The organism is Streptomyces sp. NPDC048436, assembly GCF_043200355.1.
Taxonomy (GTDB): Bacteria; Actinomycetota; Actinomycetes; order Streptomycetales; family Streptomycetaceae; genus Streptomyces.
In genome coordinates, this window is record NZ_JBICXP010000002.1 from 1,004,614 (window position 1) to 1,030,001 (window position 25,388).

General features: G+C 70.5%; 26 protein-coding genes. 15 read left to right on the plus strand and 11 right to left on the minus strand.

Going from position 1 to position 25,388, the window contains the following annotated elements; all coding sequences use genetic code 11:
• Window positions 1–200 precede the first annotated feature (200 nt).
• The 5 genes from ACGFX9_RS10920 (at window position 201) to ACGFX9_RS10940 (ending at window position 4,426) form a co-directional block, all read left to right on the plus strand.
• A complete protein-coding gene (locus ACGFX9_RS10920; RefSeq protein ID WP_393468121.1) occupies window positions 201–782 on the plus strand; it encodes a TetR/AcrR family transcriptional regulator in 582 nt (193 codons plus the stop codon).
• A gap of 67 nt (window positions 783–849) precedes the next feature.
• Window positions 850–1,461 (plus strand): DUF4865 family protein, encoded by a 612-nt coding sequence (locus ACGFX9_RS10925; protein ID WP_393468124.1) that lies wholly within the window; start codon window positions 850–852, stop codon window positions 1,459–1,461.
• Window positions 1,458–2,396 carry a phosphotriesterase gene (locus ACGFX9_RS10930; RefSeq protein ID WP_393468127.1) on the plus strand — a complete coding sequence of 313 codons (939 nt, stop codon included), beginning with the start codon at window positions 1,458–1,460 and terminating at the stop codon, window positions 2,394–2,396. Before ACGFX9_RS10925 ends, ACGFX9_RS10930 begins: the two co-directional genes overlap by 4 nt.
• Before the next feature lie 65 nt (window positions 2,397–2,461).
• Entirely contained in the window at window positions 2,462–3,058 is a 597-nt protein-coding gene (locus ACGFX9_RS10935) for a TetR/AcrR family transcriptional regulator (protein ID WP_393468130.1), read from the plus strand.
• 153 nt (window positions 3,059–3,211) lie between these two features.
• Window positions 3,212–4,426, plus strand: a complete 1,215-nt coding sequence (locus tag ACGFX9_RS10940; RefSeq protein ID WP_393468133.1) for an MFS transporter — start codon at window positions 3,212–3,214, stop codon at window positions 4,424–4,426.
• Window positions 4,427–4,433: 7 nt separating this feature from the next.
• On the opposite strand, the gene ACGFX9_RS10945 is transcribed toward ACGFX9_RS10940, so the two are convergent.
• Window positions 4,434–5,666, minus strand: coding sequence for an ROK family protein (locus tag ACGFX9_RS10945; RefSeq protein WP_393468136.1), 1,233 nt, complete (start codon window positions 5,664–5,666; stop codon window positions 4,434–4,436).
• A gap of 280 nt (window positions 5,667–5,946) precedes the next feature.
• Between ACGFX9_RS10945 and ACGFX9_RS10950 the strand changes: the two genes are divergently transcribed.
• The gene (locus ACGFX9_RS10950; RefSeq protein WP_393468139.1) at window positions 5,947–7,140 is read left to right on the plus strand and encodes an MFS transporter; all 1,194 of its coding nucleotides are present in this window, start codon (window positions 5,947–5,949) and stop codon (window positions 7,138–7,140) included.
• 79 nt (window positions 7,141–7,219) lie between these two features.
• The gene (locus tag ACGFX9_RS10955; RefSeq protein WP_393468142.1) at window positions 7,220–7,951 is read left to right on the plus strand and encodes a maleylpyruvate isomerase family mycothiol-dependent enzyme; all 732 of its coding nucleotides are present in this window, start codon (window positions 7,220–7,222) and stop codon (window positions 7,949–7,951) included.
• A gap of 35 nt (window positions 7,952–7,986) precedes the next feature.
• On the opposite strand, the gene ACGFX9_RS10960 is transcribed toward ACGFX9_RS10955, so the two are convergent.
• Window positions 7,987–8,391, minus strand: a complete 405-nt coding sequence (locus ACGFX9_RS10960) for a MarR family winged helix-turn-helix transcriptional regulator (protein ID WP_393468145.1) — start codon at window positions 8,389–8,391, stop codon at window positions 7,987–7,989.
• An 89-nt stretch (window positions 8,392–8,480) separates the two neighbouring features.
• Between ACGFX9_RS10960 and ACGFX9_RS10965 the strand changes: the two genes are divergently transcribed.
• Window positions 8,481–9,968, plus strand: coding sequence for an MFS transporter (locus tag ACGFX9_RS10965; RefSeq protein ID WP_393468148.1), 1,488 nt, complete (start codon window positions 8,481–8,483; stop codon window positions 9,966–9,968).
• Window positions 9,969–10,045: 77 nt separating this feature from the next.
• A complete protein-coding gene (locus ACGFX9_RS10970) occupies window positions 10,046–10,321 on the plus strand; it encodes a DUF6332 family protein (RefSeq protein WP_393468151.1) in 276 nt (91 codons plus the stop codon).
• Here the strand turns inward: ACGFX9_RS10970 and ACGFX9_RS10975 are convergent.
• From ACGFX9_RS10975 to ACGFX9_RS10985, 3 genes are read right to left on the minus strand one after another with little or no spacing between them, the layout of a single operon-like run.
• Window positions 10,282–10,947 carry a response regulator gene (locus ACGFX9_RS10975; RefSeq protein WP_393468154.1) on the minus strand — a complete coding sequence of 222 codons (666 nt, stop codon included), beginning with the start codon at window positions 10,945–10,947 and terminating at the stop codon, window positions 10,282–10,284. The two genes, ACGFX9_RS10970 and ACGFX9_RS10975, sit on opposite strands and share 40 nt — an antisense overlap.
• Window positions 10,944–12,200, minus strand: a complete 1,257-nt coding sequence (locus ACGFX9_RS10980; RefSeq protein ID WP_393468156.1) for a sensor histidine kinase — start codon at window positions 12,198–12,200, stop codon at window positions 10,944–10,946. The genes ACGFX9_RS10975 and ACGFX9_RS10980 overlap by 4 nt, the downstream gene beginning before the upstream one ends.
• A 53-nt stretch (window positions 12,201–12,253) precedes the next feature.
• A complete protein-coding gene (locus ACGFX9_RS10985) occupies window positions 12,254–14,428 on the minus strand; it encodes an MMPL family transporter (protein ID WP_393468159.1) in 2,175 nt (724 codons plus the stop codon).
• Window positions 14,429–14,566: 138 nt separating this feature from the next.
• Between ACGFX9_RS10985 and ACGFX9_RS10990 the strand changes: the two genes are divergently transcribed.
• Window positions 14,567–15,376, plus strand: coding sequence for a BTAD domain-containing putative transcriptional regulator (locus ACGFX9_RS10990; protein WP_393468162.1), 810 nt, complete (start codon window positions 14,567–14,569; stop codon window positions 15,374–15,376).
• 28 nt (window positions 15,377–15,404) lie between these two features.
• Here ACGFX9_RS10990 and ACGFX9_RS10995 read toward each other — a convergent pair whose 3' ends face one another.
• Window positions 15,405–16,103, minus strand: a complete 699-nt coding sequence (locus ACGFX9_RS10995) for a TetR/AcrR family transcriptional regulator (protein WP_393468165.1) — start codon at window positions 16,101–16,103, stop codon at window positions 15,405–15,407.
• Window positions 16,104–16,297: 194 nt separating this feature from the next.
• Between ACGFX9_RS10995 and ACGFX9_RS11000 the strand changes: the two genes are divergently transcribed.
• Window positions 16,298–16,783 carry a nitroreductase family deazaflavin-dependent oxidoreductase gene (locus ACGFX9_RS11000; protein ID WP_393468168.1) on the plus strand — a complete coding sequence of 162 codons (486 nt, stop codon included), beginning with the start codon at window positions 16,298–16,300 and terminating at the stop codon, window positions 16,781–16,783.
• Between the two features lie 30 nt (window positions 16,784–16,813).
• Here ACGFX9_RS11000 and ACGFX9_RS11005 read toward each other — a convergent pair whose 3' ends face one another.
• Window positions 16,814–17,776 carry an alpha/beta hydrolase gene (locus ACGFX9_RS11005; protein WP_393468171.1) on the minus strand — a complete coding sequence of 321 codons (963 nt, stop codon included), beginning with the start codon at window positions 17,774–17,776 and terminating at the stop codon, window positions 16,814–16,816.
• Between the two features lie 164 nt (window positions 17,777–17,940).
• On the opposite strand from ACGFX9_RS11005, the gene ACGFX9_RS11010 reads away from it, so the two are divergent.
• Entirely contained in the window at window positions 17,941–18,594 is a 654-nt protein-coding gene (locus ACGFX9_RS11010) for a TetR/AcrR family transcriptional regulator (RefSeq protein ID WP_393468174.1), read from the plus strand.
• Between the two features lie 90 nt (window positions 18,595–18,684).
• Here the strand turns inward: ACGFX9_RS11010 and ACGFX9_RS11015 are convergent, their stop codons facing one another.
• Complete coding sequence (locus ACGFX9_RS11015) at window positions 18,685–19,887, minus strand: geranylgeranyl reductase family protein (protein ID WP_393468177.1); 1,203 nt, start codon at window positions 19,885–19,887, stop codon at window positions 18,685–18,687.
• 135 nt (window positions 19,888–20,022) lie between these two features.
• On the opposite strand from ACGFX9_RS11015, the gene ACGFX9_RS11020 reads away from it, so the two are divergent.
• Complete coding sequence (locus ACGFX9_RS11020; RefSeq protein WP_393468180.1) at window positions 20,023–21,378, plus strand: dipeptidase; 1,356 nt, start codon at window positions 20,023–20,025, stop codon at window positions 21,376–21,378.
• Between the two features lie 41 nt (window positions 21,379–21,419).
• Here ACGFX9_RS11020 and ACGFX9_RS11025 read toward each other — a convergent pair whose 3' ends face one another.
• The gene (locus ACGFX9_RS11025) at window positions 21,420–22,466 is read right to left on the minus strand and encodes an NUDIX domain-containing protein (protein ID WP_393468193.1); all 1,047 of its coding nucleotides are present in this window, start codon (window positions 22,464–22,466) and stop codon (window positions 21,420–21,422) included.
• A 301-nt stretch (window positions 22,467–22,767) separates the two neighbouring features.
• Here ACGFX9_RS11025 and ACGFX9_RS11030 point away from each other — a divergent pair, with 301 nt between their 5' ends.
• Window positions 22,768–23,145: an STAS domain-containing protein gene (locus ACGFX9_RS11030; RefSeq protein ID WP_393468197.1), complete on the plus strand. Its 378-nt coding sequence runs from the start codon at window positions 22,768–22,770 to the stop codon at window positions 23,143–23,145.
• Window positions 23,146–23,254: 109 nt separating this feature from the next.
• Window positions 23,255–23,449: a CsbD family protein gene (locus tag ACGFX9_RS11035; protein ID WP_393468198.1), complete on the plus strand. Its 195-nt coding sequence runs from the start codon at window positions 23,255–23,257 to the stop codon at window positions 23,447–23,449.
• Window positions 23,450–23,534: 85 nt separating this feature from the next.
• Here the strand turns inward: ACGFX9_RS11035 and ACGFX9_RS11040 are convergent, their stop codons facing one another.
• On the minus strand, window positions 23,535–24,461 hold the full coding sequence (locus ACGFX9_RS11040) for a carbohydrate ABC transporter permease (RefSeq protein WP_393468201.1): 927 nt from the start codon (window positions 24,459–24,461) through the stop codon (window positions 23,535–23,537).
• Entirely contained in the window at window positions 24,458–25,372 is a 915-nt protein-coding gene (locus ACGFX9_RS11045) for a carbohydrate ABC transporter permease (RefSeq protein WP_393468204.1), read from the minus strand. Before ACGFX9_RS11045 ends, ACGFX9_RS11040 begins: the two co-directional genes overlap by 4 nt.
• Window positions 25,373–25,388 lie beyond the last annotated feature (16 nt).

A 25,388-nucleotide genomic window follows, 5' to 3' on the forward strand; every position in this document is an offset into this window, starting at 1 on the left:
CCATCTCCTTGGGAGCGTTGCCGCGATGTGCGGTGGTTGTTTCGATGCCTTGAGACTCGCCCTCCGAGGGGGTCCGAGTCGTCGTACGGCCAGCGGCAGCTCGCGTACCACGTGGGGAGTACGTGGGCTGTTCGGCGCTGCTCCCGGTGGTGGCAGCAGGGGCCTGGACCTCTGTACCTACTAGTATGTACAGTCAGGACATGAGCACTCCGGAGCGCTTGATCGAGTCCACCCGTGAACTGCTGTGGGAGCGCGGATACGTCGGTACGAGCCCCAAGGCGATCCAGCAGCACGCGGGCGCCGGACAGGGCAGTATGTACCACCATTTCGCTGGAAAGCCTGACCTTGCGCTCGCCGCGATCCGGCGTACGGCGGACGAGATGCGCGCCACGGCCGAGGGCGTCCTTGGCGGCACCGGTTCGGCGTACGAACGCATCGAGGCGTATCTGCTGCGCGAGCGCGACGTGCTGCGCGGCTGCCCGGTCGGGCGGCTGACGATGGACCCGGACGTCATCGCGAGCGACGAGCTGCGCGCGCCCGTCACCGAGACGCTCGACTGGCTGCGGGACCGGATCACCGGAATCGTCGAAGAGGGCCAGGCCCGGGGCGAGTTCGCGGCCACGCTCGATCCGCGGACGATCGCGGCGACGGTCGTCGCGACGGTCCAGGGCGGCTACGTACTGGCCCGCGCCTCGGGAGCCCCCGCCGCCTTCGACACCGCGGTACGCGGCCTCCTCGCGCTCCTCTTCGCCGCCACCACCCCGCCTGCGCCACGGACTTGAAGAGGCCCGCGCATCACCGTGGGCGCCGACGCGTATCCGGCAGCACGACCCTGAGGAGCGAACAACCATGCACGCGATGCAGTACGAGATCACCCTTCCGGCCGACTACGACATGGGCGTCATCCGCGACCGCGTGGCGACCAAGGGCCACCTCATGGACAACTACCCAGGCCTTGGCGCCAAGGCCTATCTGATACGCGAGCGAGGAGTCGACGGCTCCCCCGTGAACCAGTACGCGCCGTTCTACCTCTGGAACACCCCCGAGGGCATGAACTCCTTCCTCTGGGGCCCCGGATTCCAGGGCATCGTCGACGACTTCGGGCGACCGGAAGTACAGCACTGGGCGGGCATCGCGTTCGCGGAGGGCGCGGCTTCGGGCACGCCCGCGAGGTCCGCGAAGTCGGCGAAGTCCGCGAAGTCCGCGATTCGTCGCCGGATGCGCATCCCGGCCGGTACTCACCTGGGCGGCCTCGCGGACGAACTAGCCCACGAGGCACAGAGATTGGCGCGTCAGGACGGGGCTCTCTACGCCGCCGTGTCCATCGACCCGAGGACGTGGGAGGCACTGCACTTCTCCGTCTGGGACCACGATGCGCCGAAGGGCGAGGGTGACGTGTTCCAGGTCCTTCACCTCTCCGCCCCGGAGCGTGGCCTCCTCCCCCAGGGTCGACAGTGGTGAGCGCGGTGCGCACCGTACTCGGTGACATCGCACCCACGGACCTCGGCGTCTGCGACGCGCACGACCACCTCTTCCTGACGAGCCCTCAACTCCCTGACCAGGAGCTGGACTCAGCAGACCTTGCGGCTCAAGAACTGGCGGCCTTCCGGGCGGTGGGCGGGGAGAGTCTGATCCAGTGGACCCCGCACGGGATGGGGCGCCACGCGAGTGAACTGCCCGGCCTGTCCCGGACGACGGGTGTGCGGATCGTCGCCGCGACGGGACTGCATCAAGCAGTCCACTACACACCGGAGTTGCTGACGCGGCTGCGCGCCGACGGGCTCGCGGATCTCTTCGTACGGGAGCTGACGAAGGGCATCGCCGACACCGGCGTACGGGCAGGGATGATCAAGGTCGCGGGCGGCTTCCACGGCCTGGACGCGCACGCCCGCTGGACGATGGAGGCGGCGGCGGAGGCACACCGGGCGACGGGTGCGCCCATCGCCGTTCACCTGGAGCTCGGCACCGGCGCGCTGGACGTACTCGACGTGCTGTGCGGGGAGTTGGGCGCACCGGCGGGGAGGGTGATCCTCGGCCACCTCAACCGTTCCCCCGACCTGACCGTCCACCGCGAGGCCGCGCAGGCCGGGGCCTATCTCGCCTTCGACGGCCCCTCCCGCGCGAACCACGCCACGGACTGGCGCATGCCGGAAGCCGTCCTGGCCCTGACCGAGGCAGGCTTCGAGGACCAGCTGCTGCTCGGCGGGGACACGACGACGTCCGCGGCCCGCTCGGTGAACGGCGGTCCTGGGCTGCCGTATCTGCTGCGCAGGGTCCGGCCGCGGCTCGAACTCGCCGTGGGGGCAGGGGTGGTGGAGCGGATGCTGACGGTGAATCCGGCGCGGGCGTTCGCGGTGGAGTGGGAGTATGGAGGGGAGCGGGGCCTGGGGCAGTAACGCCGGTCCTTCGGTGCCCCCCATCCGTATTGCACTGGGCGTTCCAAAACCGGTACCGTACCGACATGGCCCGACCGAGAACCTTCGACGAGGAACGGGCCCTGGACGCGGCGATGCGCGCCTTCTGGGCGAACGGCTACGAAGCCACCTCGACCCAGGACTTGTGCGACGCCACCGGCCTGGGCCGCAGCAGCATCTACAACACCTTCAGCAGCAAGCACGATCTCTTCCTGCGAGCCCTGGCCCGGTACATGGACGCCATGACGTCCACCCAGGTCGGCATCCTGGAGGACGCGGAGCGTTCCCCGCTGGAGCGCCTCCGCGCCCTGTTCGCCCGCGTCGTCGACTCCGAGTTCGAATGCCGCGAGGACGGGCACAGCATCGGCTGCCTGACCGTCAACACCACCGTGGAACTGGCCGGGCGCGACCCCGAGGCCGCCGAACTGCTCGCGCGTGACCTCGCGGTGCGGCTCACCGCGATCAGCGCCGTCATCCGCTCCGGACAGAGCGGCGGCGAGATCACCTCCCCACGGGACCCCGGCGACCTCGCCCGCTTCCTGAACGCCATCATCGGCGGCATGCGCATCGCGGCGCAGGGCGGCGCCGACCGCGCCGCCCTGGAGGCCATCACCGAGACCGCCCTGGACGCGCTGACCCGCTAGCCGACGCCTCACCTGCGCAGCCCGGCCGCAGCCGGGTCGAAGCCGGGCCGCCCCCCAGGCCCGCACCCCCTCCGGCATGCCCGCGTTTTGTACCGACCAGTGCACAACCCTCGTGCGACCCACCCCGTACGACCCACCTCTGACAGGAGCCCCATGCCCCGCGCCGTATACCTCTTGGCCCTCGGCATCTTCGCCATGGTGACCAGCGAGTTCGTCGTCGCCGGCCTGATGCCGCAGATGGCCGAAGGCCTCCACGCCACGATTCCGGAGATCGGCTACCTGATCACCGCGTTCGCCGTGGCGATGGCCTTCGGCGGCCCCTTCCTCACCATCGGGCTGCTGAAAATGCGTCAGAAGCAGGCCCTGCTGGTCCTGTTCGCCATCTTCCTTGCGGGTAACGTGCTCGCCGCCCTCGCCCCTGACTACCGCACCATGCTCGTCGCCCGCGTCATCACCGGCATCGCTTCCCAGGCCTTCTTCGGCGTCTCCATCTCCCTGTGCGCGCAGCTCACCCGCCCCGAAGTCCGGGGCAGGGCCATCGCGGTGGCCCTCAACGGGCTGATGCTGGGCACCCTCCTCGGCCTTCCGCTCTCCACCGTCATCGGTGAACACCTGGGCTGGCGCGCCGCGTTCTGGGCCATCACCGGCCTGACCGTCCTCGCGGCGCTGGCCACCCTCGCCGGAGTGCCGCGTATCGAGCGCATCGAGGACGACGGTGGCAGCCTGCGTCAGGAACTCGGCGCCTTCCGCAGCCCCCGGCTCTGGCTGACGCTCACCACCAGCACCTTCGTCATCGGCGCCACATTCTCCGCCTTCAGCTACCTCAACCCGATCCTCACCGAGGTCACCGGCTTCTCCACCGGCACCGTCCCTCTCCTGCTCATCGCGTACGGCGCCGCCACCGTCGTCGGCAACACCATCGTCGGCAGGTTCGCCGACCGGCACACCGTTCCGGTCCTGCTCATCGGTCTGCTGCTCAATCTGGGGTTCCTCGCCGGTTTCGCCGTACTCGCCCAACTGAGCGTGCCCGCCGTGGCGTTGATGATGGGCATCGGCCTCGTCGGGGTCACGATGAACCCGGCCCTTGTGACCCGCGTCCAGCGCACCGGCAACGCCCGGCCGCTGGTCAACACGGTCCACTCCTCGTTCATCACCCTCGGCATCATCATCGCGACGTCCGTCGGAGGACCCGCCATCGATACGTTCGGCCTGCGGGCGCCCCTGTGGATCGGCGCCGCGCTGGCCGGGCTCGGGCTCCTCACCCTGGTACCGGACCTGCGGCGGCTGCGTGCCGGGCGAACCGCCCCTGCCGGTAAGAGCGTTGACCCGCAGAGCCCGCGGGAGGCGAAGGCGTCCTCCCGCGTCTAGGGCAGCTTCAGCCCAGCGCCCCGAGGGGGTCGTCGAGCACCGGCTGCCAGGCCAGCTCGGCGGCCCCCACCAGGCTGTTGTGGTCCAGCGTGCAGGCCAGGATCGGTACGCCGCCGCTGCGCCCCCACAGGCTCCGGTCGGCGACGACGGCGCGCAGCCGCTCGGGGTCGGCCTCAAGGAGCGCGCGGTGCAGGCCACCCAGGACGATGCGGTCCGGGTTGAGGATGTTCACCAGGCCGGCGAGCCCCAGGCCGAGCCGGTCGATCAGTTCCTCGGTGGCGGCACGGACAGCGGGGTCGCCGCCCGCGCCACGGAGCAGGTCCAACGCCTGCTGCAACAGCCCTTCGGAAGCCGGTGCGCGGCCCGCCGCCGTGAGGAAGGCCAGCGGGTCCGTCTCCACGTCGAGGCAGCCCCGGCTGCCGCAGTGGCAGGGGCGGCCCTCGGGGTTGACGGTGAGGTGACCGACCTCAAGGGCGAGACCCGAACTGCCCGTGTGCAGACGCCCGTCGAGGACGAGGGCGCCGCCGACCCCACGGTGCCCGGTGGCCACGCAGAGCAGGTCGCGGGCCCCGCGTCCCGCGCCGTGCCGGTGCTCGGCGAGCGCGGCGAGATTGACGTCGTTGGCGGCGAAGGCCGGACCCGCGATGCCCGCGTCCCGTACACAGTCGGCGAAGATCTGCCGGACCTGCGAGCCCGCGGGCCACGCGAGGTGCAGCGGATTGAGCGCGGTGCCCTCCGGTTCGGCCACGGCCGACGGCACGGCGAGGCCCGCGCCCACGCAGCGCCTGCCGGTCTCGCGCAGGAGTTGCGCACCCGCGTCGATGACCGAGCCGAGCACCTGCGCCGGGTCGGCGTCGATGGTCTCGCAGCCGGGCGCGGTGGCGACGATGCGACCGCCGAGCCCCACGAGCGCGGCCCGGAAACCGTCTGAGTGCACCTGCGCCGCGAGAGCGACCGGCCCGTCCTCCGCGATGGACAGGCCGTGCGAGGGGCGACCCTGCGAACCCGCGGGGGCGCTCGGCCGCGCGTCGATCCTGATCAGACCGAGCGCTTCGAGCTCCGCGGCGACGGCGCCCGCCGTGGCGCGGGTGACGCCGAGTTCGGCGGTGAGCACGGCACGGGTCGGGGCTCGCCCGGTGTGGACGAGCTCAAGCGCGGGACCGAGCGCACCGCGCCCTCGCTCCAGGCGCGTACGCGTGGACAGATCCCCCTCGGCGCGGGGGGAAGCCTTGCCGTTCATGAGGGCGAGTCTCCCATGATCCGTACGCCGCCTCGCCGTTCAGTCGTCATCTGCCCGTCCACCGGCCTTCCGCCACCCTTCCCCTGCGTCTCACGAAACACTTCCGTCGATCGGTGACCGCCACCTCGCGAGAATCCTCCGCCCCCCCGGCGACAGCCACCTCACGAGAACCCTCCGTCCACCGGTGACCGCCGCCCCACGAAAACTTCCGCTCACCGGTGACCCCCGCCTCACACAAACTGTCTTGTACGCGGCCGGGGCACGCCCCTACTCTGACTTTGTGCCGCTCCTAAACAAAACCACGTCCGCAGCGTCGCGGGCCACCCCACCGGGCCTCGCCCGGCTCCGTGTCGCACTCACCGTCTTCTTCGCGCTCGACGGCTTCATCTTCGCCGGGTGGGTCGTCCGCATCCCCGCCATCAAGGAACAGACCGGCGCGTCAGCCAGCGACCTCGGGCTCGCGCTGCTCGGGGTCTCCGCCGGTGCCGTGATCACGATGACGCTCACGGGACGGCTCTGCCGCCGCTTCGGCAGCCATCCGGTCACCGTCGTCTGCGCCGTGCTGCTGTCGCTGAGCGTCGCGCTGCCTCCCCTGACCCACTCCGCGGCGGCACTGGCCGCGGTGCTGTTGGTCTTCGGCGCCGCCTACGGGGGGATCAACGTCGCCTTCAACAGCGCCGCCGTCGACCTCGTGGCCGCCCTGCGGCGTCCGATCATGCCCAGCTTCCACGCCGCCTTCAGCCTGGGCGGCATGGTCGGCGCGGGAGTCGGCGGACTGATAGCGGGCTCCCTGTCTCCCACGCGCCACCTGCTCGGCCTCACGGTGATCGGCCTGCTCGTCACCGCAGTCGCGGGCCGCACCCTCCTGCGCCTGGAACCCCCGACGCCCCCGGCCGACGAGCACGACGCGGAAGGCCGAACTCCGCGGCGCCTCGACGGCCGCACCCGCGGACTCGTACTCGTCTTCGGCCTCATCGCCCTGTGCACGGCGTTCGGCGAGGGCGCACTCGCCGACTGGGGCGCGCTCCACCTCGAACAGGACCTCAACGCCCACCCCGGCGTCGCCGCCGCCGGCTACTCCTGCTTCGCGCTCGCCATGACGATCGGCCGACTCAGCGGTACGACCCTGCTCGAACGGCTCGGCCAGACCCCGATCCTCGTGGCCGGCGGCACCACGGCCGCCGCCGGCATGCTCCTCGGCGCGCTCGCCCCCTCCATCTGGCTGGCGCTCCTGGGCTTCGCGATCACCGGGCTCGGACTCGCCAACATCTTCCCCGTAGCCGTCGAACGCGCCGGTGCACTGGCGGGCCCCAGCGGCGTCGCCACCGCCTCCACACTCGGCTACGGCGGCATGCTGCTCGGCCCACCGGCCATCGGTTTCATGGCCGACTGGTTCACCCTGCCCACGGCCCTCACCAGCGTGGCGGCTCTGGCGGGCATCGCAGCGGTGATCGGCTACACGACCCGCCGCTGAGGGCAGTGGCGCCGGCACCTGATCCAGCCGACCCTCGCATGCACCCCTCAACCGCACTCCATCGGCGAGAATCACCGTCATGGACATTGCCGAGCACATCCAAATACTCGACGAAGAGGGTCAGTTGCTGGCGCGCGCCGCCGAAGCGGCCGGGCCCGACGCCAAAGTGCCCACCTGTCCCGCATGGCAGGTGCGCGACCTGGTGGGACACATAGGCACGGTGCACCGCTGGGCCGCGCAGTACGTCGCCACCGGACGCAGCTCGCGCCAGCCACTGGGCGACCCGCCCGACCTGGACGGGGACGCGCTGTTCGCCTGGTACCGCGAGGGCCACGCCGCCCTGGTCGCCACGTTGTCCGCCGCACCGCACGACGTGGAGTGCTGGGCCTTCCTGCCCGCGCCGTCACCGCTCGCCTTCTGGGCGCGGCGGCAGGCGAACGAGACGGCGGTGCACCGCGTGGACGCCGAGTCCGCGCGGGGAGGCGCGCTGTCGCCGCTTCGCACGGACTTCGGCGCCGACGGGATCGACGAGCTGCTCCGCGGATTCCACGCCCGCGAGCGCAGCAGGGCGCGAACGGCAGAGCCCCGGGTTCTGCGTGTGCGCGCGACAGACGCGGACGATGCCGTGTGGACCGTACGTCTCTCCGCGGAGCCGCCCGTCACGGAGCGGGGTGCGGTGGGCGAGGCGGACTGTGAACTGTCCGGCCCTGCCGCGCGGCTCTATCTCGCGCTGTGGAACCGCGCGCCGTTCCCGCAGGTCAGCGGCGACAGCGCGCTCGCCGCTCTGTGGCAGGAGAAAGCGGGGGTGTAGGACTTGCGGGACTCAAGAGGGGGGCCGGGCGCGGATCAGCGTGCGCTCGGCTCCCTGAGCATCTCCTCAAGGACCGCACGCTGCAGGGGTCGCACTCGCGCATGCAGGTCGCGGCCCTTGTCCGTGAGGCACACCCGCACTCCGCGCCGGTCCTCGCTGCACATGCCGCGCGAGACCAGGCCGTCCTTCTCCAGGCGTCCGACGAGGCGGGACAGCGCGCTCTGGCTCAGGTGCACCCGGCCCGCGATGTCCTGCACGCGGTAAGCGTCGCCGCCGTCGTCCGCCGTGCCCTCGGTCAGTACGTCGAGTACTTCGAAGTCGCTCGCCCCGAGGCCATGCTCATGCAAGGCACGGTCGATCGCGCAGAGAGTGCGCGCGTGCACCGCGAGGATGTCGCGCCATTGGTCCACGAGCCCTTGCTCGGCCTGATTCGCCGCCATGACATCGCACGGTAGCAGAGAAAACGCCCTTTGTTGCGTTGGAATTAAATGCGCTTGCACTCAATGCACGTGCATGTACTCTGCTCCGCATGACTTCTCCGCTCACAGCTGCCTCCGCGCCCCCGGAGCGCTGGTCCCCGCGCCTGTGGGGCACTCTGCTCGTGCTCTGCGCCGCGATGTTCCTCGACGCACTCGACGTATCGATGGTCGGCGTCGCGCTGCCCTCCATCGGCTCCGAACTGAACCTCTCCACCTCGACCCTCCAGTGGGTCGTCAGCGGCTACATCCTCGGCTACGGCGGCCTGCTGCTCCTGGGGGGCCGGGCCGCCGACCTGCTCGGGCGGCGCCGGGTCTTCCTGATCGCGCTCGCCGTCTTCGCGCTCGCCTCGCTGCTCGGCGGGTTCGTCGACTCCGGCCCGCTGCTGATCGCGAGCCGCTTCATCAAGGGCCTGAGCGCCGCGTTCACCGCTCCCGCGGGCCTCTCCATCATCACCACGACGTTCGCCGAGGGCCCGGTCCGCAACCGCGCGCTCACCATCTACACCACCTGCGCCGCCACCGGCTTCTCCATGGGCCTCGTCCTGTCCGGACTGCTCACCGAGGCAAGCTGGCGCCTGACGATGCTGCTGCCCGCGCCGATCGCCGTCATCGCGCTGATCGCCGGACTCAAGCTGATCCCGCGCAGCGCCCGCGAGAAGAACACCGGCGGCTACGACATACCGGGCGCCGTCACCGGCACCGCGGCGATGCTGCTCTTCGTCTTCACCGTCGTCGAGGCACCCGAGGCCGGCTGGGCGTCGGCCCGCACTCTCCTGTCGTTCCTCGTCGCGGCCGCGCTGCTCGCCGTCTTCGTACGCATCGAACTACGCACCGCGAGCCCGCTCATCCGCCTCGGCGTGCTGCGCTCGGGACCACAGCTGCGGGCGCAGATCGGCGCGATGGCGTTCTTCGGCGGTTACGTCTCCTTCCAGTTCATCGCCACGCAGTACTTCCAGACGCTGCTCGGCTGGTCGGCCCTTGAGACCGCGCTCGCCTTCCTGCCCGCGGGCGCCCTGGTCGCCCTGTCGTCCACGAAGGTCGGCTCGGTCATCGACCGCTTCGGCACACCGCGGGTCATCGTGGCCGGGTTCGTCCTGCTCGTCGCCTCGTACGTGCTGTTCCTGCGTGTCAGCCTGACCCCGTCGTACGCGTCGATGGTCCTGCCGTCCATGATCCTGCTCGGCTTCGCGTGCGCCCTGGTCTTCCCCTCGCTCAACATCCAGGCCACCAACGGCGTGGACGACGACGAGCAGGGCATGGTGTCGGGCCTCCTGAACACCTCGATCCAGGTGGGCGGCGCGATCTTCCTCGCCGTCGTCACGGCGGTGATCACCGCGTCCTCCCACGGCGCCGACGCCTCGCCACAGGCCCTGCTCGACAGCTACCGGCCCGGCCTGATCGTGGTCACGGCGATCGCCGTCGCCGGTCTCCTCATCACCCTCACCGGGCTGCGCACGCGGCGTACGCAGGAGACCGTCCTGGTCGTGAAGTCCGTACAGCGAGAGGCCGAAGAGGAGCGAGTAGCCGTCCACGACTGACCTGTCCGTACGTCAACACGCGTCCTCCGGCGGGTCAGTTCCTTGCCCGCCGGAGGCTTACCCCTGACACTCGGGACATGGGGACACGAACGCAGGCCGAGCGCGACGCGAACACTGTAGAGATAGGTTTCGCGCTCTTCGCCGCGACGCTGCTCGCGGGCTGCACGATGCTGGCCGTGGTGTCACCGGCCTTCTTCTTCGGCGTGACATCACCCAGCGAGGGCACGCTGGTCCGGGCCGGCGTGATCGCGGGGGCCGTCGTCTTCGTCACGACCCTGGTGACGATCCTCCTACGCCACCGGCGCGCGACGCGTCAGCCGAGCCAGCCGGGCCGGACGAGCCCCGACTCGTAGGCCAGGACGACCAGTTGGGCCCGGTCGCGGGCGCCCAGCTTCACCATGGTGCGGCTGACGTGGGTCTTGGCGGTGAGCGGGCTGACGACGAGACGCCGGGCGATCTCCTCGTTCGACAGGCCGATGCCGACCAGCGCCATCACCTCCCGCTCCCGCTCGGTGAGTTCACCCAGCGGCTCGGCGGTCGTAGGCTCCTTGGAGCGGGCCGCGAACTCGGCGATGAGGCGGCGCGTCACGCCCGGCGAGAGCAGCGCGTCGCCGTCGACGACCGCGCGCACGGCGCGCAGCAGTTCCTCGGGCTCGGTGTCCTTGACGAGGAAACCCGAAGCTCCGGAACGGATCGCCTCGAAGACGTACTCGTCCAGTTCGAAGGTGGTGAGCATGACCACCTTGACGTCGTTCAGGTCCGGCTCGCCGGTGATCTTCCGCGTCGCGGCGAGACCGTCGAGCAGGGGCATGCGGATGTCCATCAGGACGACGTCGGGGCGCAGTTCACGCACCAGGCGCACCGCCTCCTCGCCGTCCGCCGCCTCCCCCGCGACCTCAATGTCCCGCTGTGCGCCGAGCAGTGCCTTGAAACCGGCCCTGACCAACGACTGGTCGTCGGCGAGCAGTACGCGGATCACTGGTCCTCCTGAGGTGCCGTGCGGGTGGGCAGTACGGCGGTGACCCTGAAGCCCCCGTCCGGGCGCGGGCCCGCCTCGATCGTGCCATTCAGGGCGGCGGCCCGCTCCCGCATCCCGGCGAGACCGTTCCCGCTGCCGCCCGCGTCGGCGCCGGTGGCGGGGCCGTCGTCGTCCACGCGCAGGGTGAGCGCCGCGGCCTCGTATCGCACCAGCACGCGCGCGTGCCGCGATCCGGAGTGCCGTACGACGTTGGTCAGGGCTTCCTGGACGATGCGGAAGGCGGCGAGGTCGACGCCGGGCGCCAGTTTCCTGCCGGATCCCTCGGTGTCGACCTCGACCGTGAGTCCCGTGCTCGCGGCCTGCTCCACGAGCTCGGGAAGCCGGTCGAGCCCGGGAGCGGGGGCTCGGGGAGCATCACCGGGCGTGCGCAGCGTGTCGAGGACCTGACGGACCTCCCCCAGCGCCTCCTTGCTGGCGGCCTTGATGGTGGTCAGAGCCGTACGGGCCTGCTCGGGATCGGAGTCGAGCAGCGCGAGGCCGACGCCCGCCTGGACGTTGATCACGGAGATGCTGTGCGCGAGGACGTCGTGCAGCTCGCGCGCCATGCGAAGGCGCTCCTCGTCGGCCCGCCGCTTGGCGGCCTGCGCGCGCTCGGCCCGCTCCTTCATCCACTGCTCACGGCGTACGCGGGCCAGTTCGGACACGGCGATGATGGCTACGACCCAGACGGCGACGACGGTTTCCTCGCCCCAGGTGCGCGCACCGTCGTCGCCCGGCGGCAGCCACCGGTAGAGCCAGTGCGCGACGAGCACGTGCCCCGCCCAGAGCATCCCGACGGCGCCCCACGCCGCGCGCCGGTGCCCCGCGACGACGGCGGCGAAGCAGCCGACGGCGACAGTGATCAGCACGGGACCGTAGGCGTACCCGGCGGCCAGATAGACCAGGGCGGTCCCGGCGGTGAAGTACGCCACCGGGACGGGGTGGCGGTGGCGCAGCAGGAGCGAGGCCGTGCCCCCGAGCAGCAGCAACCGGGCCGGCATGTCCAGGCTCACCCGGTCGAGCTGACTGTGCGCGGCGAACCCGGAACCGACCTGCACGAACACGGTGATCGCCAGCGTCGTCAGCCACGGCAGCCCGCCGATGCCCCCGGCGTGGTCCCGCTGGTTCCACCACGGTGGTCCCTGCCGCCACATCGCCGGTCCGCCCCAGGGCAGGGGCGGACCGGCGCGCCTGTGTTCGCGCTGCTCATCCATGACGGCCACGCTAGACCGCGGGGTGGGCGGCGGGCGTCAGCCCGGCGTGGCGATCACGCGTACTCCCGCTGGAGTACCTCGGGGGTCTTGCCCGTCTCCGTAGCTTCGTGCAGACCGAAGCGGCGGTGCAGTCTGCGCAGCGGGCCCGGCGCCCACCAGTTGGCGCGGCCCGCGAGCCGCATGGCGACGGGCAGCAGGACGATTCGGATGAGGGTGGCGTCCACGAGGATCGTCACGGCGGTGCCGACGCCGAGTTCCTTGAGGAAGACGACGCCGCCGGTCGCGTACGTGAGGAAGGACAGCGCGAGGATTCCGGCCGCGGCGGTGATCAGTGGCGCACTCTGCCTGATCCCGGTGGCGACCGCCTGCTCGGTGTCGCCGACCCGCTCGTACTCCTCCTTGATGCGGGCCAGCATGAACACCTCGTAGTCCATCGAGAGGCCGTAGGCGACACAGAACATCAGCACCGGGATGCTCGGTTCGATCGACCCGGTGGGCGTGAAGCCCAGGAGTCCCGACAGATGACCGTCCTGGAAGACCCACACCAGGCACCCGAACATCACCGACAGGCTGAGCAGATTGAGCACGGTCGCCTTGGCGGGCAGCAGCAGGCTGCCGGTCATCAGGAAGAGGATGACGAAGGTGGCGAGAAGGATCAGGCCCACGGCGTACGGGAGCCGGTCCAGGAGGGTGGAGCGGAAGTCGGTGGTCTCGGCCGGGTAGCCGCCGACGAGGGCGGGCGCGGGGGCCGGGATCTGCCGGATGTCGTCGACGAAGGCCGGAACGTCGCCGTACATGGCCGCTTGGGTCGGCACGACCGCCAGGCGGGCTCCGGCGTCTTCGGGTGTGAGGGCCGAGGGGCCGGTGCGGCGGCCGTCCTGGTAACGGCCGGTGGGTGCGTCGACCTGGAACACGCCCTGTACACGGGAGAGTTGAGCGGCGTAGCGCCGGGCGCCCTGGGCGTCGGACTTGCCCCGGAAGACGACCTGGACGGTGTCGGTCGGTTCGGCGGGGAACTCCTTGTGGATGGTCTCGGACGTGGTGCGGGAGGAAGTGCCCGTGGGCAGGGTCCGCTCGTCCGGCAGTCCCAAGCGCAGGCCGAGCAGGGGTGCGGCGGCGAGCAGCAGGAGGCCGACCACGACGGCACCGGAGGCGAGCGCGCGGCGCATCGCGGCCAGCGCGGTCCGGTGCCAGAATCCGCCGACCGCGGCTTGCGGGCGCTCCACGCGGTGGCCCCAGCGGGCGAGCGCGGCGGGCAGCAGGAGCAGCGCTCCGGCCACCGCGGTGACGACGACGAGGACACCCGCGTACGCGAAGGAGCTCAGGAAGAAGAACGGGAACACGAGCAGCGCGCAGAGCGAGACCGCCACGGTGACCCCACTGAAGATCACGGTGCGTCCGGCTGCGGAGGTCGCGCGGACCACGGCGTCCGACTGGGCGTGGCCCGCGTGCCGTTCCTCGCGGTAGCGGTTGATGACGAACAGGCTGTAGTCGATGCCGAGACCGAGGCCGAGGACGAGGGCGAGATTCGCCGCGAACGTCGACACCTCGGTGACCTGCGCGATCGCCCGCAGTCCGGCGAGCGTGCCGACGACCGAGAGCAGCCCGACGCCCACGGTCAGGAGGGCCGCCACCGTGCGCCGGTAGACGAGGATCAGCAGGAGCACCACGGCGGGCAGGACGAACAGCTCGGCGCGCAGGAAGTCCGTACGGGCCTGCTCGCCGACCTGCCGGGAGATCTCCTCCTGGCCGCCCACGGCGACGGTCAGGCTCGGTGTGGTGCGGGCGAGTTGGGGTGAGAGGTCGGCGAGTTGCTTCCGCGTTGCGGTGGGGTCGCCCTCCAGACGGGCGAGGATCAGGGCGCGGTCGCCGTCGGAGGCCCGCAGGGCAGGGCTCTTGCCGGACCAGTAGGTACTGACGTCCGTGACGCCGGTGATGTCCCTTACCTCGGCGGTCAGTTGGCGGGCGGCGGCACTCGTACGGGGCGAGTCGATGTCGCCGTCGCGGGCCGTGACGAGGAGCGCGAGGTTGGGGTTGCCGGTGCCGTACTCCTCGCGCAGGATGTCCGCCGCGCGCACGGATTCGGTGCCGGGGGCGTCCCAGCGGGCGAGGTCGAGGTCGGCCTGGGCGCCGGCTCCGTAGGCGCCGAGACCGAGGAAGGCCAGTACCACGCCGATCAGCACGGCACGGCTGCGCCGCACCACGAATAGGCCGAGCCGGGTCAGCATCGCTGTCTGCCTCTCTCCCGGAATCCCCGTGCGGGATCCGGTGCCGCCACGGTCGCGGTCACCGCTGGAAGGGCCACTGGAAGGTTCGCTGGAAGATCCACTGGGGCGCGCGACCTGGGGTCGGGTTACGCTCGGCCCATGGGTGGTGTGGGGATGTCCGCGGGGATGCGCTTCGAACTGCTGGGCCCACTAAGGGCGTTGCATGGTGGCGAGGAGGTGCGGCTCGGACCGCCGAAGCAGCGGACGGTGCTCGCGGTGCTGCTGCTTCAGGAGGGGCGCCCGATCTCGTACGAAGGACTGGTGGACGCGGTGTGGGGCGACGAACCGCCCGCCCATGTGCGCAACCTCGTGCAGAAGTACGTCTCCGGAGTGCGGCGCGCCTTCGCGTCGGCGGGCGCCGCGGGCCCGGCCCTGACCTGGACCGGCAGCGGCTACCGCCTTACCGGTGCCGCGGCCGACGACCTGCGCGAGCGGCGGGAGTTGATCGACGCGGCGCTCACCGCGCGGGACGCGGGACGGCTGCGGCGTGCGGGCGAACTCGCCGACCGGGCCGAGGCGTTGTGGCGCGGCGAGTTCGCCGAGGGCCTGGGCGGCCCTTATCTGGCGGCGGAACGGCTGCGGTGGCGCGAGAAGCGGATCACCGTCCTGGAGGCCAGGATCGCCGGGGAGATCGAGGTCGGCCGCTCCTTCGAGTACGTCCATGAACTCATCCGGCTCGTCGCCGCCCACCCCCTGCGCGAACGCCCGGTCGAGCTCCTGATGAACGCCCTGTACCGCACGGGACGTTCGTCGGACGCGCTGCTCGCCTTCGAGGAGGCACGGCTGCGGATCGCCGAGGCCATGGGCGCGGATCCGGGGCCCGCGCTGCGGTCCCTGCACGCGCGGATACTGCGGCAGGATCCGGAGCTGCTGGCCACGCGGGCGCCGGCTCCTGTCCCGGCGGCTTGAGGAGGCGTCCGCCGCCGGGCCCCGGGTCTTACTCCTGTTCCAACAGGCCCACACCGTGGGCGAGTTGAGTGGCCGCGTACGAGAAGAACGGCGAGCGGTCCTCGACGACGCGGTTGAACTGCCCGAACACCTCGAATCCCACAAGTCCGAACAGCTGGGCCCAGGCCGCGACCATCGCCATGATCACCGCCGGGGGCAGATCGGGCGCGAGATCGGCCGCGATCCGCTCCGCCTCGGGACGCAGCCCGGTGGGCAGCGGCCGGACGGCGACACCGCGCCCCTGATGGGCGTCGCGCACGATCCCGATGAGCAGCAGCCCGACGCGGGAGGCGGCTTCGATCGTGGAGGCGGGCGCGCTGTACCCGGGGACGGGCGAGCCGTAGATGAGGGTGTACTCGTGCGGATGTGCGAGCGCCCAGGACCGCACGGCCTCGCACACGACCGTCCAGCGCCGCAGCGGTCGGGCCGACGCGACCTCGGCGTGCGCCTCCTCGGCGGCGGCGCCGAGGGAGTCGTAGGCGTCGATGATGAGCGCGGTCAGGAGGTCGTCGCGGCTGGGGAAGTAGCGGTAGAGGGCGGAGGACACCATGCCGAGCTCGCGGGCCACGGCGCGCAGCGAGAGCCTGGCCGCGCCATCGGCCGCCAGTTGTCTGCGGGCCTCGTCCTTGATGGCGGCGGTTACTTCGACTCGGGCGCGGGCCCTTGCTCCGCTGGTGGCGCTGCTCATGGAAGCCAGTGTGCCATGCGAACGGAGCAGTGCACTAATACGAGAGCACCGCACTCATGTGTGCGCGGTGACCTGAAACGAGATCGGCGCTCACTTTCGAGAGCACCGCTCTTGCCATGGGCCACCGCTCTCGTACACACTGCTCTCAAGCGAGAGCAGTGCTCTCGGAAACTCTCCCGACTCTGGTGGTCACTATGCCTTCGCCCTCGTCTTCGGCCTCCGCCTCCGGCTCCCCCGACCCCTACTACCTCAAGGGCAGCCGCCTGAACGTGCGACTCAACGGCGTGATCGGCTGGCTCGCGCGGCACGGCTTCAGCCTGATGGGTTCGGCGGAACTCTCCGTGCGCGGACGCAAGAGCGGCCAGATGCAGCGCATCCCGGTCAACCCGTTCACGTACGAAGGCACCCAGTACCTGGTCTCGGCTCGTGGGCACTCCCAGTGGGTACGCAACATGCGCGCCGCCGGCGGTGGCGAACTGCGCGTCGGGCGCAAGGTGCGCGCGTTCACCGTCGAGGAGATCCCGGACGCCGGGAAGCTGCCGCTGCTGCGCGGCTACCTGGAGAAGTGGGGCTGGGAGGTCAACCAGTACTTCAAGGGCGTCACCGCCAAGTCCACGGACGCGGAGCTCGAGGCGGCCGCGGCCGACCACCCCGTTTTCCGCATCACCCTCACGAAGTGAGACCGACCCCCTGGCACCCCCTCCCTACGGTCATACGGCGAGGGAGGCCCGGAGGTACTCGAGGATCTCCGCCCGAGCAGCTTCCGCCTGCTGCTCCACGCCCGGCAGCGTGAGGAACGCGTGCCTCGCTCCGGGGTATTCGGTGAGCCGCACGGACGTCCCGGCCGCGCGCAGCCGCTCGACATAGCGGCGGCCGTGATCGGCCACCGCGTCCTGGGTCGGCACCACCACGAGCGCCGGGGCCAGCCCGCCCAGCTCGTCGGCGTACAGCGGCGAGAGAGCGCGAGCGTCGGCCCCCGGCGGAACGGCGAGCCGCTGGAGGAAGCGCAGTAGCGGGTCGGCGCGGGTCGGGCTGTAGCCGTACTCGGCGATCGAGGCATAGTCGAACATCGTCTCGCTCACATCGACAGCCGGGTTGACCAGCACCTGCGCCCTGAGCCGCAGGCCTGCCTCCCTCGCCCGGATCGCCGCCATGGCGCTGATCAACGCGCCGCAGCTCTCGCCGAAGACGGCGGTCCGCGCCGGGTCGATGCCCCACCGCGCGGCATGCCGCACCACGTGCTGGAGCACGTCCCAGCCGTCATCGACAGCCGCCGACAGCGGGGATTCCTGGTCGATGAGGCGGTGCTCGACCGAGACGATGACCGCGGGCAGTTGGGTGGCCAGGTGACTGTTGGCCCAGTCGCACTGCACCGCCGTGCCCACGAAGCCACCTCCGTGTACGTGGAGCACGAGCGGTAAGGCCGCCCGGCCGGCCCCCGTCCCGCCGCTCTCCGTCGCCGGCCGGTACACCCGGACCGGCAGTTCGCGGCCGGGCAGCGCTATCTGCTGCCACTCGATCGCGGCGCCCGGATCCGGCTCCCCGAGGATCGCCCGCGCCTCGCTCGACGCCCGGAAGCGGTTCTCCGCGTCACGGTAGGCAACCAGTTCCCCGGCCGTCACCGTCGGCCAGTCCGGCTCCGGCGGCCGCTTGGTGGCAGTGTCCTCGCTCATGTCCCGATCCCCCTCCCGCGGCCGACCGCCGCGGCGCGTCATGGTCAGGCGTAGCTTGCGTCCTCATTATGCACGCGGTGCGTGCAACAGCAAGTGCATGGGTTACGCTGAGTCCGGACGAGACGCTGAGTCCATACGAGAGGGGCGAGGCAGAGAGGGGCGAGATGGCAGGCCGAAGGCGTTGGTCGACCGAGGAGATCCTGGACACGGCGGCGGAGTTGCTGCGTACGAGCGACGCCGAGTCGTTCAGCGTGCGCAAGCTCGCCGCGGCGCTCGGGACCGATTCCTCCAGTCTCTACCGGCACTTCCGCAACAAGACCGAACTGCTGCGCGCAGTCGCGGACCGGACCCTCGTGGCCGCCATGGACGGTTACCGTCCCGAAGGCGACTGGAAGCAGCGCATCACGACCGTGGCCCTGCGCTTGAGGGAAGCCTTCGGCCAACAGCCCCAACTCGCCGCGGTCTGGGGGCGCTACGCCTCAAGCGGCACGGGTTCCCGGCTGGTCATGGAAGAGGTGCTCCAGGCCCTGCGGGGGTCGGGCCTGCCGGACGAGGAGATCCCGGCGCGCTATCACCGGATCGTGATCCTCATCGCCGCATTGATCGCTTCCGAGGCGGGGTTCGGCACCATCACCCCCGAAGAGTACGAACAGGGCATGGAGCTGTTCCGCGTCGCGGTACTGGGTGCCGACCCCGAACTCTTCCCCGCACTGGCCCACTTCGCCCGCGACGTCCGCCCCCTCGGGGTGGACCGCCGCGCGGCGTTCGAAGAGATCCTCGCCGCCCAACTCGCCCATATCGAGGGCGGAGTTCACTGACATTCCCGTAGGGCCCGTTGGCGCTCGCGAGCAGGGCGGGTGCTCGCCGGGGTTCGCTACTTGTCGAGGTTTGCTACTCGCCGAGGTCCGCTACTTGTCGAACGCGGAGAGCGCTCGCCCCGCCAGCGGGTGGTTCCGCACCAGTTCGCCGAGCGTCGTCGAACCGCGGGTGATCCTCGCGAACGCGTTCCACGCGGGCCGGAAACCAGTGATCGCCGCGTGCAGTACGCCGGGCCGCCGCTCGAAGGCGGTGAGCATGCGCCGCCCGACGCTCATCTCGACGCCGAGGCCTGCCTTGATCGCGAAGGCGTAGTTCAGGGCCTGGCGGCGGGCGTCGACCGCGTCATGCGCCTCGCCGATCCGCACCGCCCACTCCCCCGCGAGCCGCCCCGAGCGCAGCGCGAAGGAGATGCCTTCGCGGGTCCACGGCTCAAGGAGCCCCGCCGCGTCACCGCACACCACGACCCGGCCGCGCGAGAGCGGCGAGTCATCGCTGCGGCAGCGCGTCAGATGGCCGGAGGAGATGCTCGGTTCGAAGCCCGCGAGCCCGAGGCGGGCGATGAAGTCCTCCAGATACCGCTTGGTGGCCGATCCTTCGCCGCGGGCGGAGATGACACCGACGGTGAGGGTGTCGCCCTTGGGGAACACCCATCCATAACTGCCGGGCATCGGGCCCCAGTCGATGAGCACCCGGCCCGCCCAGTCCTCGGCGACGCTCTGCGGCACCGGGATCTCGGCCTCAAGACCGAGGTCCACCTGGTCGAGCTTCACCCCGACATGCGCTCCTATGCGGCTCGCGCTGCCGTCGGCGCCGACGACCGCGCGGGCGAGCACCGTCTCGCCGCCCTGCAGGACCACGGCGACCGTGCGCCGGTCGGGCACCGCGGAGCCGTGCTGCTCCACGCGCGTCACGGTGACGCCCGTGCGTACTTCGGCGCCCGCCTTCTGCGCGTACTCGACCAGTTGCTGGTCGAACTCGGGACGGTTGATGAGCCCGAAGAGCATCTGCTTCGAACGGCGCGTGCGGGAGAACTTGCCGTCCAGGGAGAACGTCACCGCGTGCACCCGGTCCCTGAAGGGCAGGTCGAAGCCGGGCGGGAGCGCGTCGCGCGAGGGGCCGATGATGCCGCCGCCACACGTCTTGTACCGGGGCAGTTCCGCCTTCTCCAGGACGAGGACGCTGCGTCCCGCGACGGCCGCCGCATAGGCCGCCGAAGCCCCGGCGGGCCCTGCTCCCACCACGACGACGTCCCACACGTACTGAGCGTCGTCCGCTGAGTTCTCGCTGCTCACGTTGGTCTACCGCTCCCGATCCCGCTGTTGGCCGCGCTTTCCTGGGCATCCTACGGCGAGCGTCCCGCGCCACCTCCTGTGGGAGGATCACGGCACCCGCACACGTACAACGTCGCACCTACGAGGAGCGTGCCCATGTCGCCGAATCCGATCGCCGAGACCGTCGCCTCACTCATGCCGAAGGCGAAGGCGGAGCTCACCGAACTGGTGGCCTTCAAGTCGGTGGCGGACTTCGCTCAGTTCCCCAAGAGCGAGAGCGAGGCCGCGGCGAACTGGGTGGCGGACGCGCTGCGCGCCGAGGGGTTCCAGGACGTGGCCCTGCTCGACACCCCGGACGGCACACAGTCGGTGTACGGCCTGCTGCCCGGCCCGGTGGGCGCGCCCACGGTCCTGCTCTACGCGCACTACGACGTGCAGCCGCCGCTCGACGAGGCGGCGTGGACGACTCCGCCGTTCGAGCTGACGGAGCGGGACGGCCGCTGGTACGGGCGCGGCAGCGCCGACTGCAAGGGCGGAGTGCTGATGCACCTGCTCGCGCTGCGCGCCCTGAAGGCGAACGGCGGTGTCCCGGTGACCGTCAAGGTGATCGCCGAGGGCTCGGAGGAGATGGGCACGGGCGGTCTCGAGCGGTACGCCGAGGAGCACCCGGAGCTGCTGACGGCCGACACGATCGTCATCGGCGACGCGGGCAACTTCCGCGTCGGCCTGCCGACGGTCACGACCACGCTGCGCGGCATGACTCTCGTACGCGTCCGCATCGACACCCTTGAGGGCAATCTGCACTCGGGACAGTTCGGCGGCGCGGCGCCGGACGCGCTCGCGGCGCTGGTGCGGGTCCTCGACTCGCTGCGCGCGGAGGACGGTTCGACGACGGTCGACGGGCTCACGGGCAACGAGGTGTGGGACGGCCTTCAGTACGAAGAGGACGTTTTCCGCAAGGACGCGAAGGTGCTCGACGGCGTGCGGCTTATCGGCGACGGCTCGGTCGCCGACCGCATCTGGGTACGTCCCGCGGTCACGGTCCTCGGCATCGACTGCCCGCCGGTGGTCGGTGCGACGCCGTCCGTGCAGGCGGGCGCTCGGGCGCTGATCAGCCTGCGGGTGCCGCCGGGCGTGGACGCGGCCGAGGCCACCGAGCTGCTTCAGGCGCACGTGGAGGCGCACACGCCGTGGGGCGCGCAGGTGACCACCGAGCAGATCGGGCAGGGCCAGGCGTTCCGCGCGGACACCACGAGCCCGGCGTACGCGGCCATGGCGGAGGCGATGGGCGAGGCCTACCCGGGCGAGGAGATGCAGTACGCGGGGCAGGGCGGCTCCATCCCGCTGTGCAACACCCTCGCCGCGCTCTACCCCGGGGCGGAGATCCTGCTGATCGGCCTGAGCGAGCCGGAGGCACAGATCCACGCGGTCGACGAGAGCGTGTCTCCCGAGGAGTTGGAGCGGCTGTCGGTGGCGGAGGCGCTGTTCCTCCAGAAGTACGCGGCGAACTGAGCGGAGCCGCGGGCGCGGGGCCTTGAACCGCCGGGCGGCTGCTACTGGCCGCCGACGGGAACGCCCGCCTCCAGGTACAGCGCGCTCCCCCGCTCCCGCGCGCGCAGGGCCCAGCGGAGCCGTTCGTAGCGCACGGGGGGCAGCAGCCTGGCCGCTTCCTCCTCGGTGACGAAGCGGCAGTCGCGGAGTTCGGGGCCGGGCAGCAGCATCCGCCGCGCCTCACCGCCGTCCAGGCGCCCGCCGTCGAAGAGGAAGCGCATCCCTCCGTAGCCGGGCGGTGTGGGCGGCTCCCAGTCGACGACCAGGAGCCGGGGGGCGTCGGTGAGTTGGATCCCGGTCTCCTCGGCCACCTCGCGCATGCCCGCGCGCGCGGGCGCCTCGCCCCGTTCGACGACGCCGCCCGGGAACTCCCAGCCGGCCTTGTACGTCGGGTCGACGAGCAGCACCCGGTCCCGCTCGTCGAAGAGCAGCACTCCGGCGGCGAGCGTCTCCGCGGTCGGCTCCGGGGTCTGCACGATGTCGCAGACGGACGCGGCCCCGGTGCGTACGGCGTCGGCGATGTGCTCGGCGGTCTCGCAGGGGGTGAGTGCGCCGGTGTCGACGCGGTGGGCGTCGGCGCCGAGCCAGCCGTCGAGTGCGGCGCGGTACGGCTCGATGTGGTCGAAGGACCACTGCCGCACGCGCGTCTCGCCGTCCGGGAGGTCCGCCGGGACGGGGCGGCCGGTTATTCGTTCCCGCAGGATCGTTTCATCCGGGTCCAGGACGACATGTCGTACGGCGATCCTGCGCGAGGCGAGGCCGCCGAAGATCTCGTCACGGTACTCCTGCCGCAGCAGGGTCATGGGCACGACGAGGACGCCGCCGACCTCCGCGAGCAGCGCCGCCGCGGTGTCCACGACGAGCCGCCGCCAGATCGGCAGGTCCTGGAAGTCGCTCACATCGGCGAGGCGCTTGGACGGCAGCAGAAAGGGCAGTGCGCCGCCGATGACCTCGGGGTCGAAGAGTGTGCTGTTCGGGATCAGCTCGATCAGTTCCCGTGCGGCGCTGGTCTTGCCCGCACCGAACGCGCCGTTGATCCAGACGATCACGGTTCCCCCCTCTTCTGTTGGCCCCCTGTGGCTTGCCCGCAACACCCTGCCACGGAAACCAGGCCCTGATGAGGCAGTCATCTCCTGGGCCAAAAGACGCCGAAATACGTCAAGCGGTTCGCATTCACTTCACCCCATTGAGTGAGAGTCACCCTGCATGAATCGTTCCCTCACTCCAGGGAACCTCCTGCGCCACTAGCGTGATCCGCCAGGCGCCCCAGCCCCTGGTGACCTCCTGTATCAGGTTCTTCCGATGTATCCCGCTTCGGAAGGACCGGCCGACGTCAGCAGTGGGGGACGCATGCAACTCGACGCTCTCAACGAATTCGCGTTCAACGATTCCGACCGGCCGCCGCGGGTCTACGGCCTCGATGGTGCGGTCGTGGTCGAACTGCACGGCGAGATCGACCTGTTGGCCTACCAGCGCTTGGCGCCTCTGCTCGACCCCATCACCTCGGGCCCGGCGTCGACCGTCGTCATCGACCTGACCCGGACCACGTTCTTCGACTGCTCCGGCATCTCACTGCTGGTCCGCGCCCACCGCCGCACGAAGGCGAGGGACGCCCGCCTGGCGGTGGTCTGCAATCACTCCCTGACGCTGCGCGTCCTGCGCATCACGGGCCTGACTCCGACGCTGTTACCGGTGCCGACGCTGGGGGAGGCACTGCAGGCGGGGTAACGCCCCGACCGGACCTCCTTCGTCACGCTGCGCAACTGTTCGGCATGCGGAGCGTGAGCGGCCGTCCTACGTTGTTCGAGTACCTGATCGGCACCGCATAGGAGTAGTCATGGGTAACAAAGAAGGCGGCATGGACAAGCTCAAGGGCAAGGCCAAGGAGATGGCCGGCAAGGCCACCGGCGACGAGCGCAAGAAGGCCGAGGGCCGGACTGACCAGGCCAAGGGCGGCATGAAGGACACCATGGGCGACGCGAGGGAGCGCGTGGAGGGCGCACGCGACTCCATGAAGCGCGACAAGCGCTGACCCTTCCTGTCGTCCGGAGCCCCGCCGAACACGGCGGGGCTCCGGCGCGCGTCGGGTCCCTTGCCACCAGCGAACGGCCGGCCCCTCACCCCTTGCTGGACCCCAGCGTCAGGCCCGCGATGAAGTGCCGTTGCAGGAGCAGGAAGACCAGGACCGTGGGCAGGGCCACCAGGACCGAGCCTGCTGCCAAGAGGTTGTAGTCCGTGAAGAATTGACCCCGCAGGTTGTTCAAGGATGACGTGATCGGAAGTTTGTCGGGGTTGGAGATGAAGATGAGGGCCCAGAGGAAGTCGTTGTAGATCCAGGTGAATTCGAGCGTTCCCAGCGCTGCGAGGGCGGGGCGGCACAAGGGCAGGGTGATGCGCCAGAACTGGGTCCATACTCCCGCGCCGTCCACGATCGCCGCCTCCAGGATTTCCTGCGGCAGCGTGCGCATGAAGTTGGAGAGCACGAAGACGCAGAAGCCGACCTGGAAGCCGATGTTGACGAGGATGATCGCCCAGTACGAGTCGTAGAGAGTAAGCGAGTCGGACATCCACCAAGGGAGGGGGATTTTCAGGAACAGGACGTAGAGGGGGGTGACGAGGACCTGGGGAGGAAGCAGGTTTCCCGCCGTGAAGAACATCAGCAGGATCATGCCGCCGCGGATCCTCAGTCGGGATACGGCGAAAGCCACGAACGCCGCGAGGAAAAGGGTGATCAGGACCGCCGGTACGGCGATGAGCAGCGTGTTGGTGAAGTACTTCCCCATGCCCGAATCGCTGTAGGCCTGGCGGTAGTAGTCGAACGACAGATGCTCGGGGAGCGAGAAATAGCCGTGCTTCGCCGTCTCCTCGTACGGGCGCAGTGAGGCGTACACCGCGAGGAGGAGGGGGGCCAAGAAGCCCAGGGTTACCGCCATGAGGAAGATGTGCACCCCGAAACGGCCCCGGCGGCGTCCGCGGCCCGCGGGTTTCCCGGCGGGGCGCGCGGGGGCGCTGGAGCGTGGCGTGGTGTGGATGTCGGCGGTCATCGGTCGCGCGCACCTCGCAGCTCTTGGACCAGGAACGTCACGATGAATCCGAGGGAGACGGTGAGGAGTACGACCGCGATGGCGGAGCCGAATCCGATGCGGCTCGCCTCACCGATGATGTTGTCGGTGATGAGTACGGAGAGCAGTTCCAGGCCATTGCGGCCCTTGTTGACCGCGTACACGATGTCGAAGGCGCGCAGTGCCTCGATGACCGTGATGACGCCGACGATGACATTGACGGGGCGAAGGGTCGGGAAGACGACCCGGAAGAAGGTCTGGCGGGCGTTCGCGCCGTCTATCTGTGCCGCTTCCTTCAGGGCCGGGTCGACGGATTTCAGGCCGGCCAGATAAAGGATCATGACGTAACCCGTGTGCCGCCAGCTCGCGGCCAGCATCATCATCCAGAGGTTGATATCGGAGTTGCCGAGCCAGTCGATCGGGTCCTTCTGGTCGTTGAGGATGGTGTTGACCACGCCCTGGTCGGTTCCGAGGATCAACTGGGCCATGAAGCCGACCACGGCGAGTGAGAGCACCACCGGCATATAGAGCACGGACTGGTAGAAGCGGCTGAAGCGGACTCCGCGGTCGATGACGACCGCCAGGAGCAGGCCGAACGGCGTGGCCACCAGGCCGAGGAACGCTGTCCACAGCAGGTTGTGGCGGACCGCGGGCCAGAACGCCGGGTAGTTGTCGACCAGGTTCTTGTAGTTCTTCCCGCCCACCCACTCGACGTCCCCGATGCCGTCCCAGGACGTGAAGGACAGTCCGATCGAGGCCAGCGTCGGGCCCCAGATGATGACGATGTCCAGCAGGACGGGAATTCCCAGAAGCACGCCGAGCACGGCGACGTCACGGCGTGTGAAACGCCGTGGGCCCCGCCGTCCGGCGCGCCGCGCGGTTTTCTGCGGCACGGAACGCTCTCCCCCG

Coding starts and splice junctions, on each gene's coding strand:
- ACGFX9_RS10935 (WP_393468130.1), top strand. CDS start 2,462: ATGGCCCGACCGAGAACCTTCGACGAGGAACGGGCCCTGGACGCGGCG.
- ACGFX9_RS11035 (WP_393468198.1), top strand. CDS start 23,255: ATGGGTAACAAAGAAGGCGGCATGGACAAGCTCAAGGGCAAGGCCAAG.
- ACGFX9_RS10940 (WP_393468133.1), top strand. CDS start 3,212: ATGCCCCGCGCCGTATACCTCTTGGCCCTCGGCATCTTCGCCATGGTG.
- ACGFX9_RS11030 (WP_393468197.1), top strand. CDS start 22,768: ATGCAACTCGACGCTCTCAACGAATTCGCGTTCAACGATTCCGACCGG.
- ACGFX9_RS10960 (WP_393468145.1), bottom strand. CDS start 8,391: ATGGCGGCGAATCAGGCCGAGCAAGGGCTCGTGGACCAATGGCGCGAC.
- ACGFX9_RS10965 (WP_393468148.1), top strand. CDS start 8,481: ATGACTTCTCCGCTCACAGCTGCCTCCGCGCCCCCGGAGCGCTGGTCC.
- ACGFX9_RS10995 (WP_393468165.1), bottom strand. CDS start 16,103: ATGAGCAGCGCCACCAGCGGAGCAAGGGCCCGCGCCCGAGTCGAAGTA.
- ACGFX9_RS10990 (WP_393468162.1), top strand. CDS start 14,567: ATGGGTGGTGTGGGGATGTCCGCGGGGATGCGCTTCGAACTGCTGGGC.
- ACGFX9_RS10955 (WP_393468142.1), top strand. CDS start 7,220: ATGGACATTGCCGAGCACATCCAAATACTCGACGAAGAGGGTCAGTTG.
- ACGFX9_RS11005 (WP_393468171.1), bottom strand. CDS start 17,776: ATGAGCGAGGACACTGCCACCAAGCGGCCGCCGGAGCCGGACTGGCCG.
- ACGFX9_RS10980 (WP_393468156.1), bottom strand. CDS start 12,200: ATGGATGAGCAGCGCGAACACAGGCGCGCCGGTCCGCCCCTGCCCTGG.
- ACGFX9_RS11000 (WP_393468168.1), top strand. CDS start 16,298: ATGCCTTCGCCCTCGTCTTCGGCCTCCGCCTCCGGCTCCCCCGACCCC.
- ACGFX9_RS10920 (WP_393468121.1), top strand. CDS start 201: ATGAGCACTCCGGAGCGCTTGATCGAGTCCACCCGTGAACTGCTGTGG.
- ACGFX9_RS10985 (WP_393468159.1), bottom strand. CDS start 14,428: ATGCTGACCCGGCTCGGCCTATTCGTGGTGCGGCGCAGCCGTGCCGTG.
- ACGFX9_RS11010 (WP_393468174.1), top strand. CDS start 17,941: ATGGCAGGCCGAAGGCGTTGGTCGACCGAGGAGATCCTGGACACGGCG.
- ACGFX9_RS11020 (WP_393468180.1), top strand. CDS start 20,023: ATGTCGCCGAATCCGATCGCCGAGACCGTCGCCTCACTCATGCCGAAG.
- ACGFX9_RS11040 (WP_393468201.1), bottom strand. CDS start 24,461: ATGACCGCCGACATCCACACCACGCCACGCTCCAGCGCCCCCGCGCGC.
- ACGFX9_RS10945 (WP_393468136.1), bottom strand. CDS start 5,666: ATGAACGGCAAGGCTTCCCCCCGCGCCGAGGGGGATCTGTCCACGCGT.
- ACGFX9_RS10970 (WP_393468151.1), top strand. CDS start 10,046: ATGGGGACACGAACGCAGGCCGAGCGCGACGCGAACACTGTAGAGATA.
- ACGFX9_RS10925 (WP_393468124.1), top strand. CDS start 850: ATGCACGCGATGCAGTACGAGATCACCCTTCCGGCCGACTACGACATG.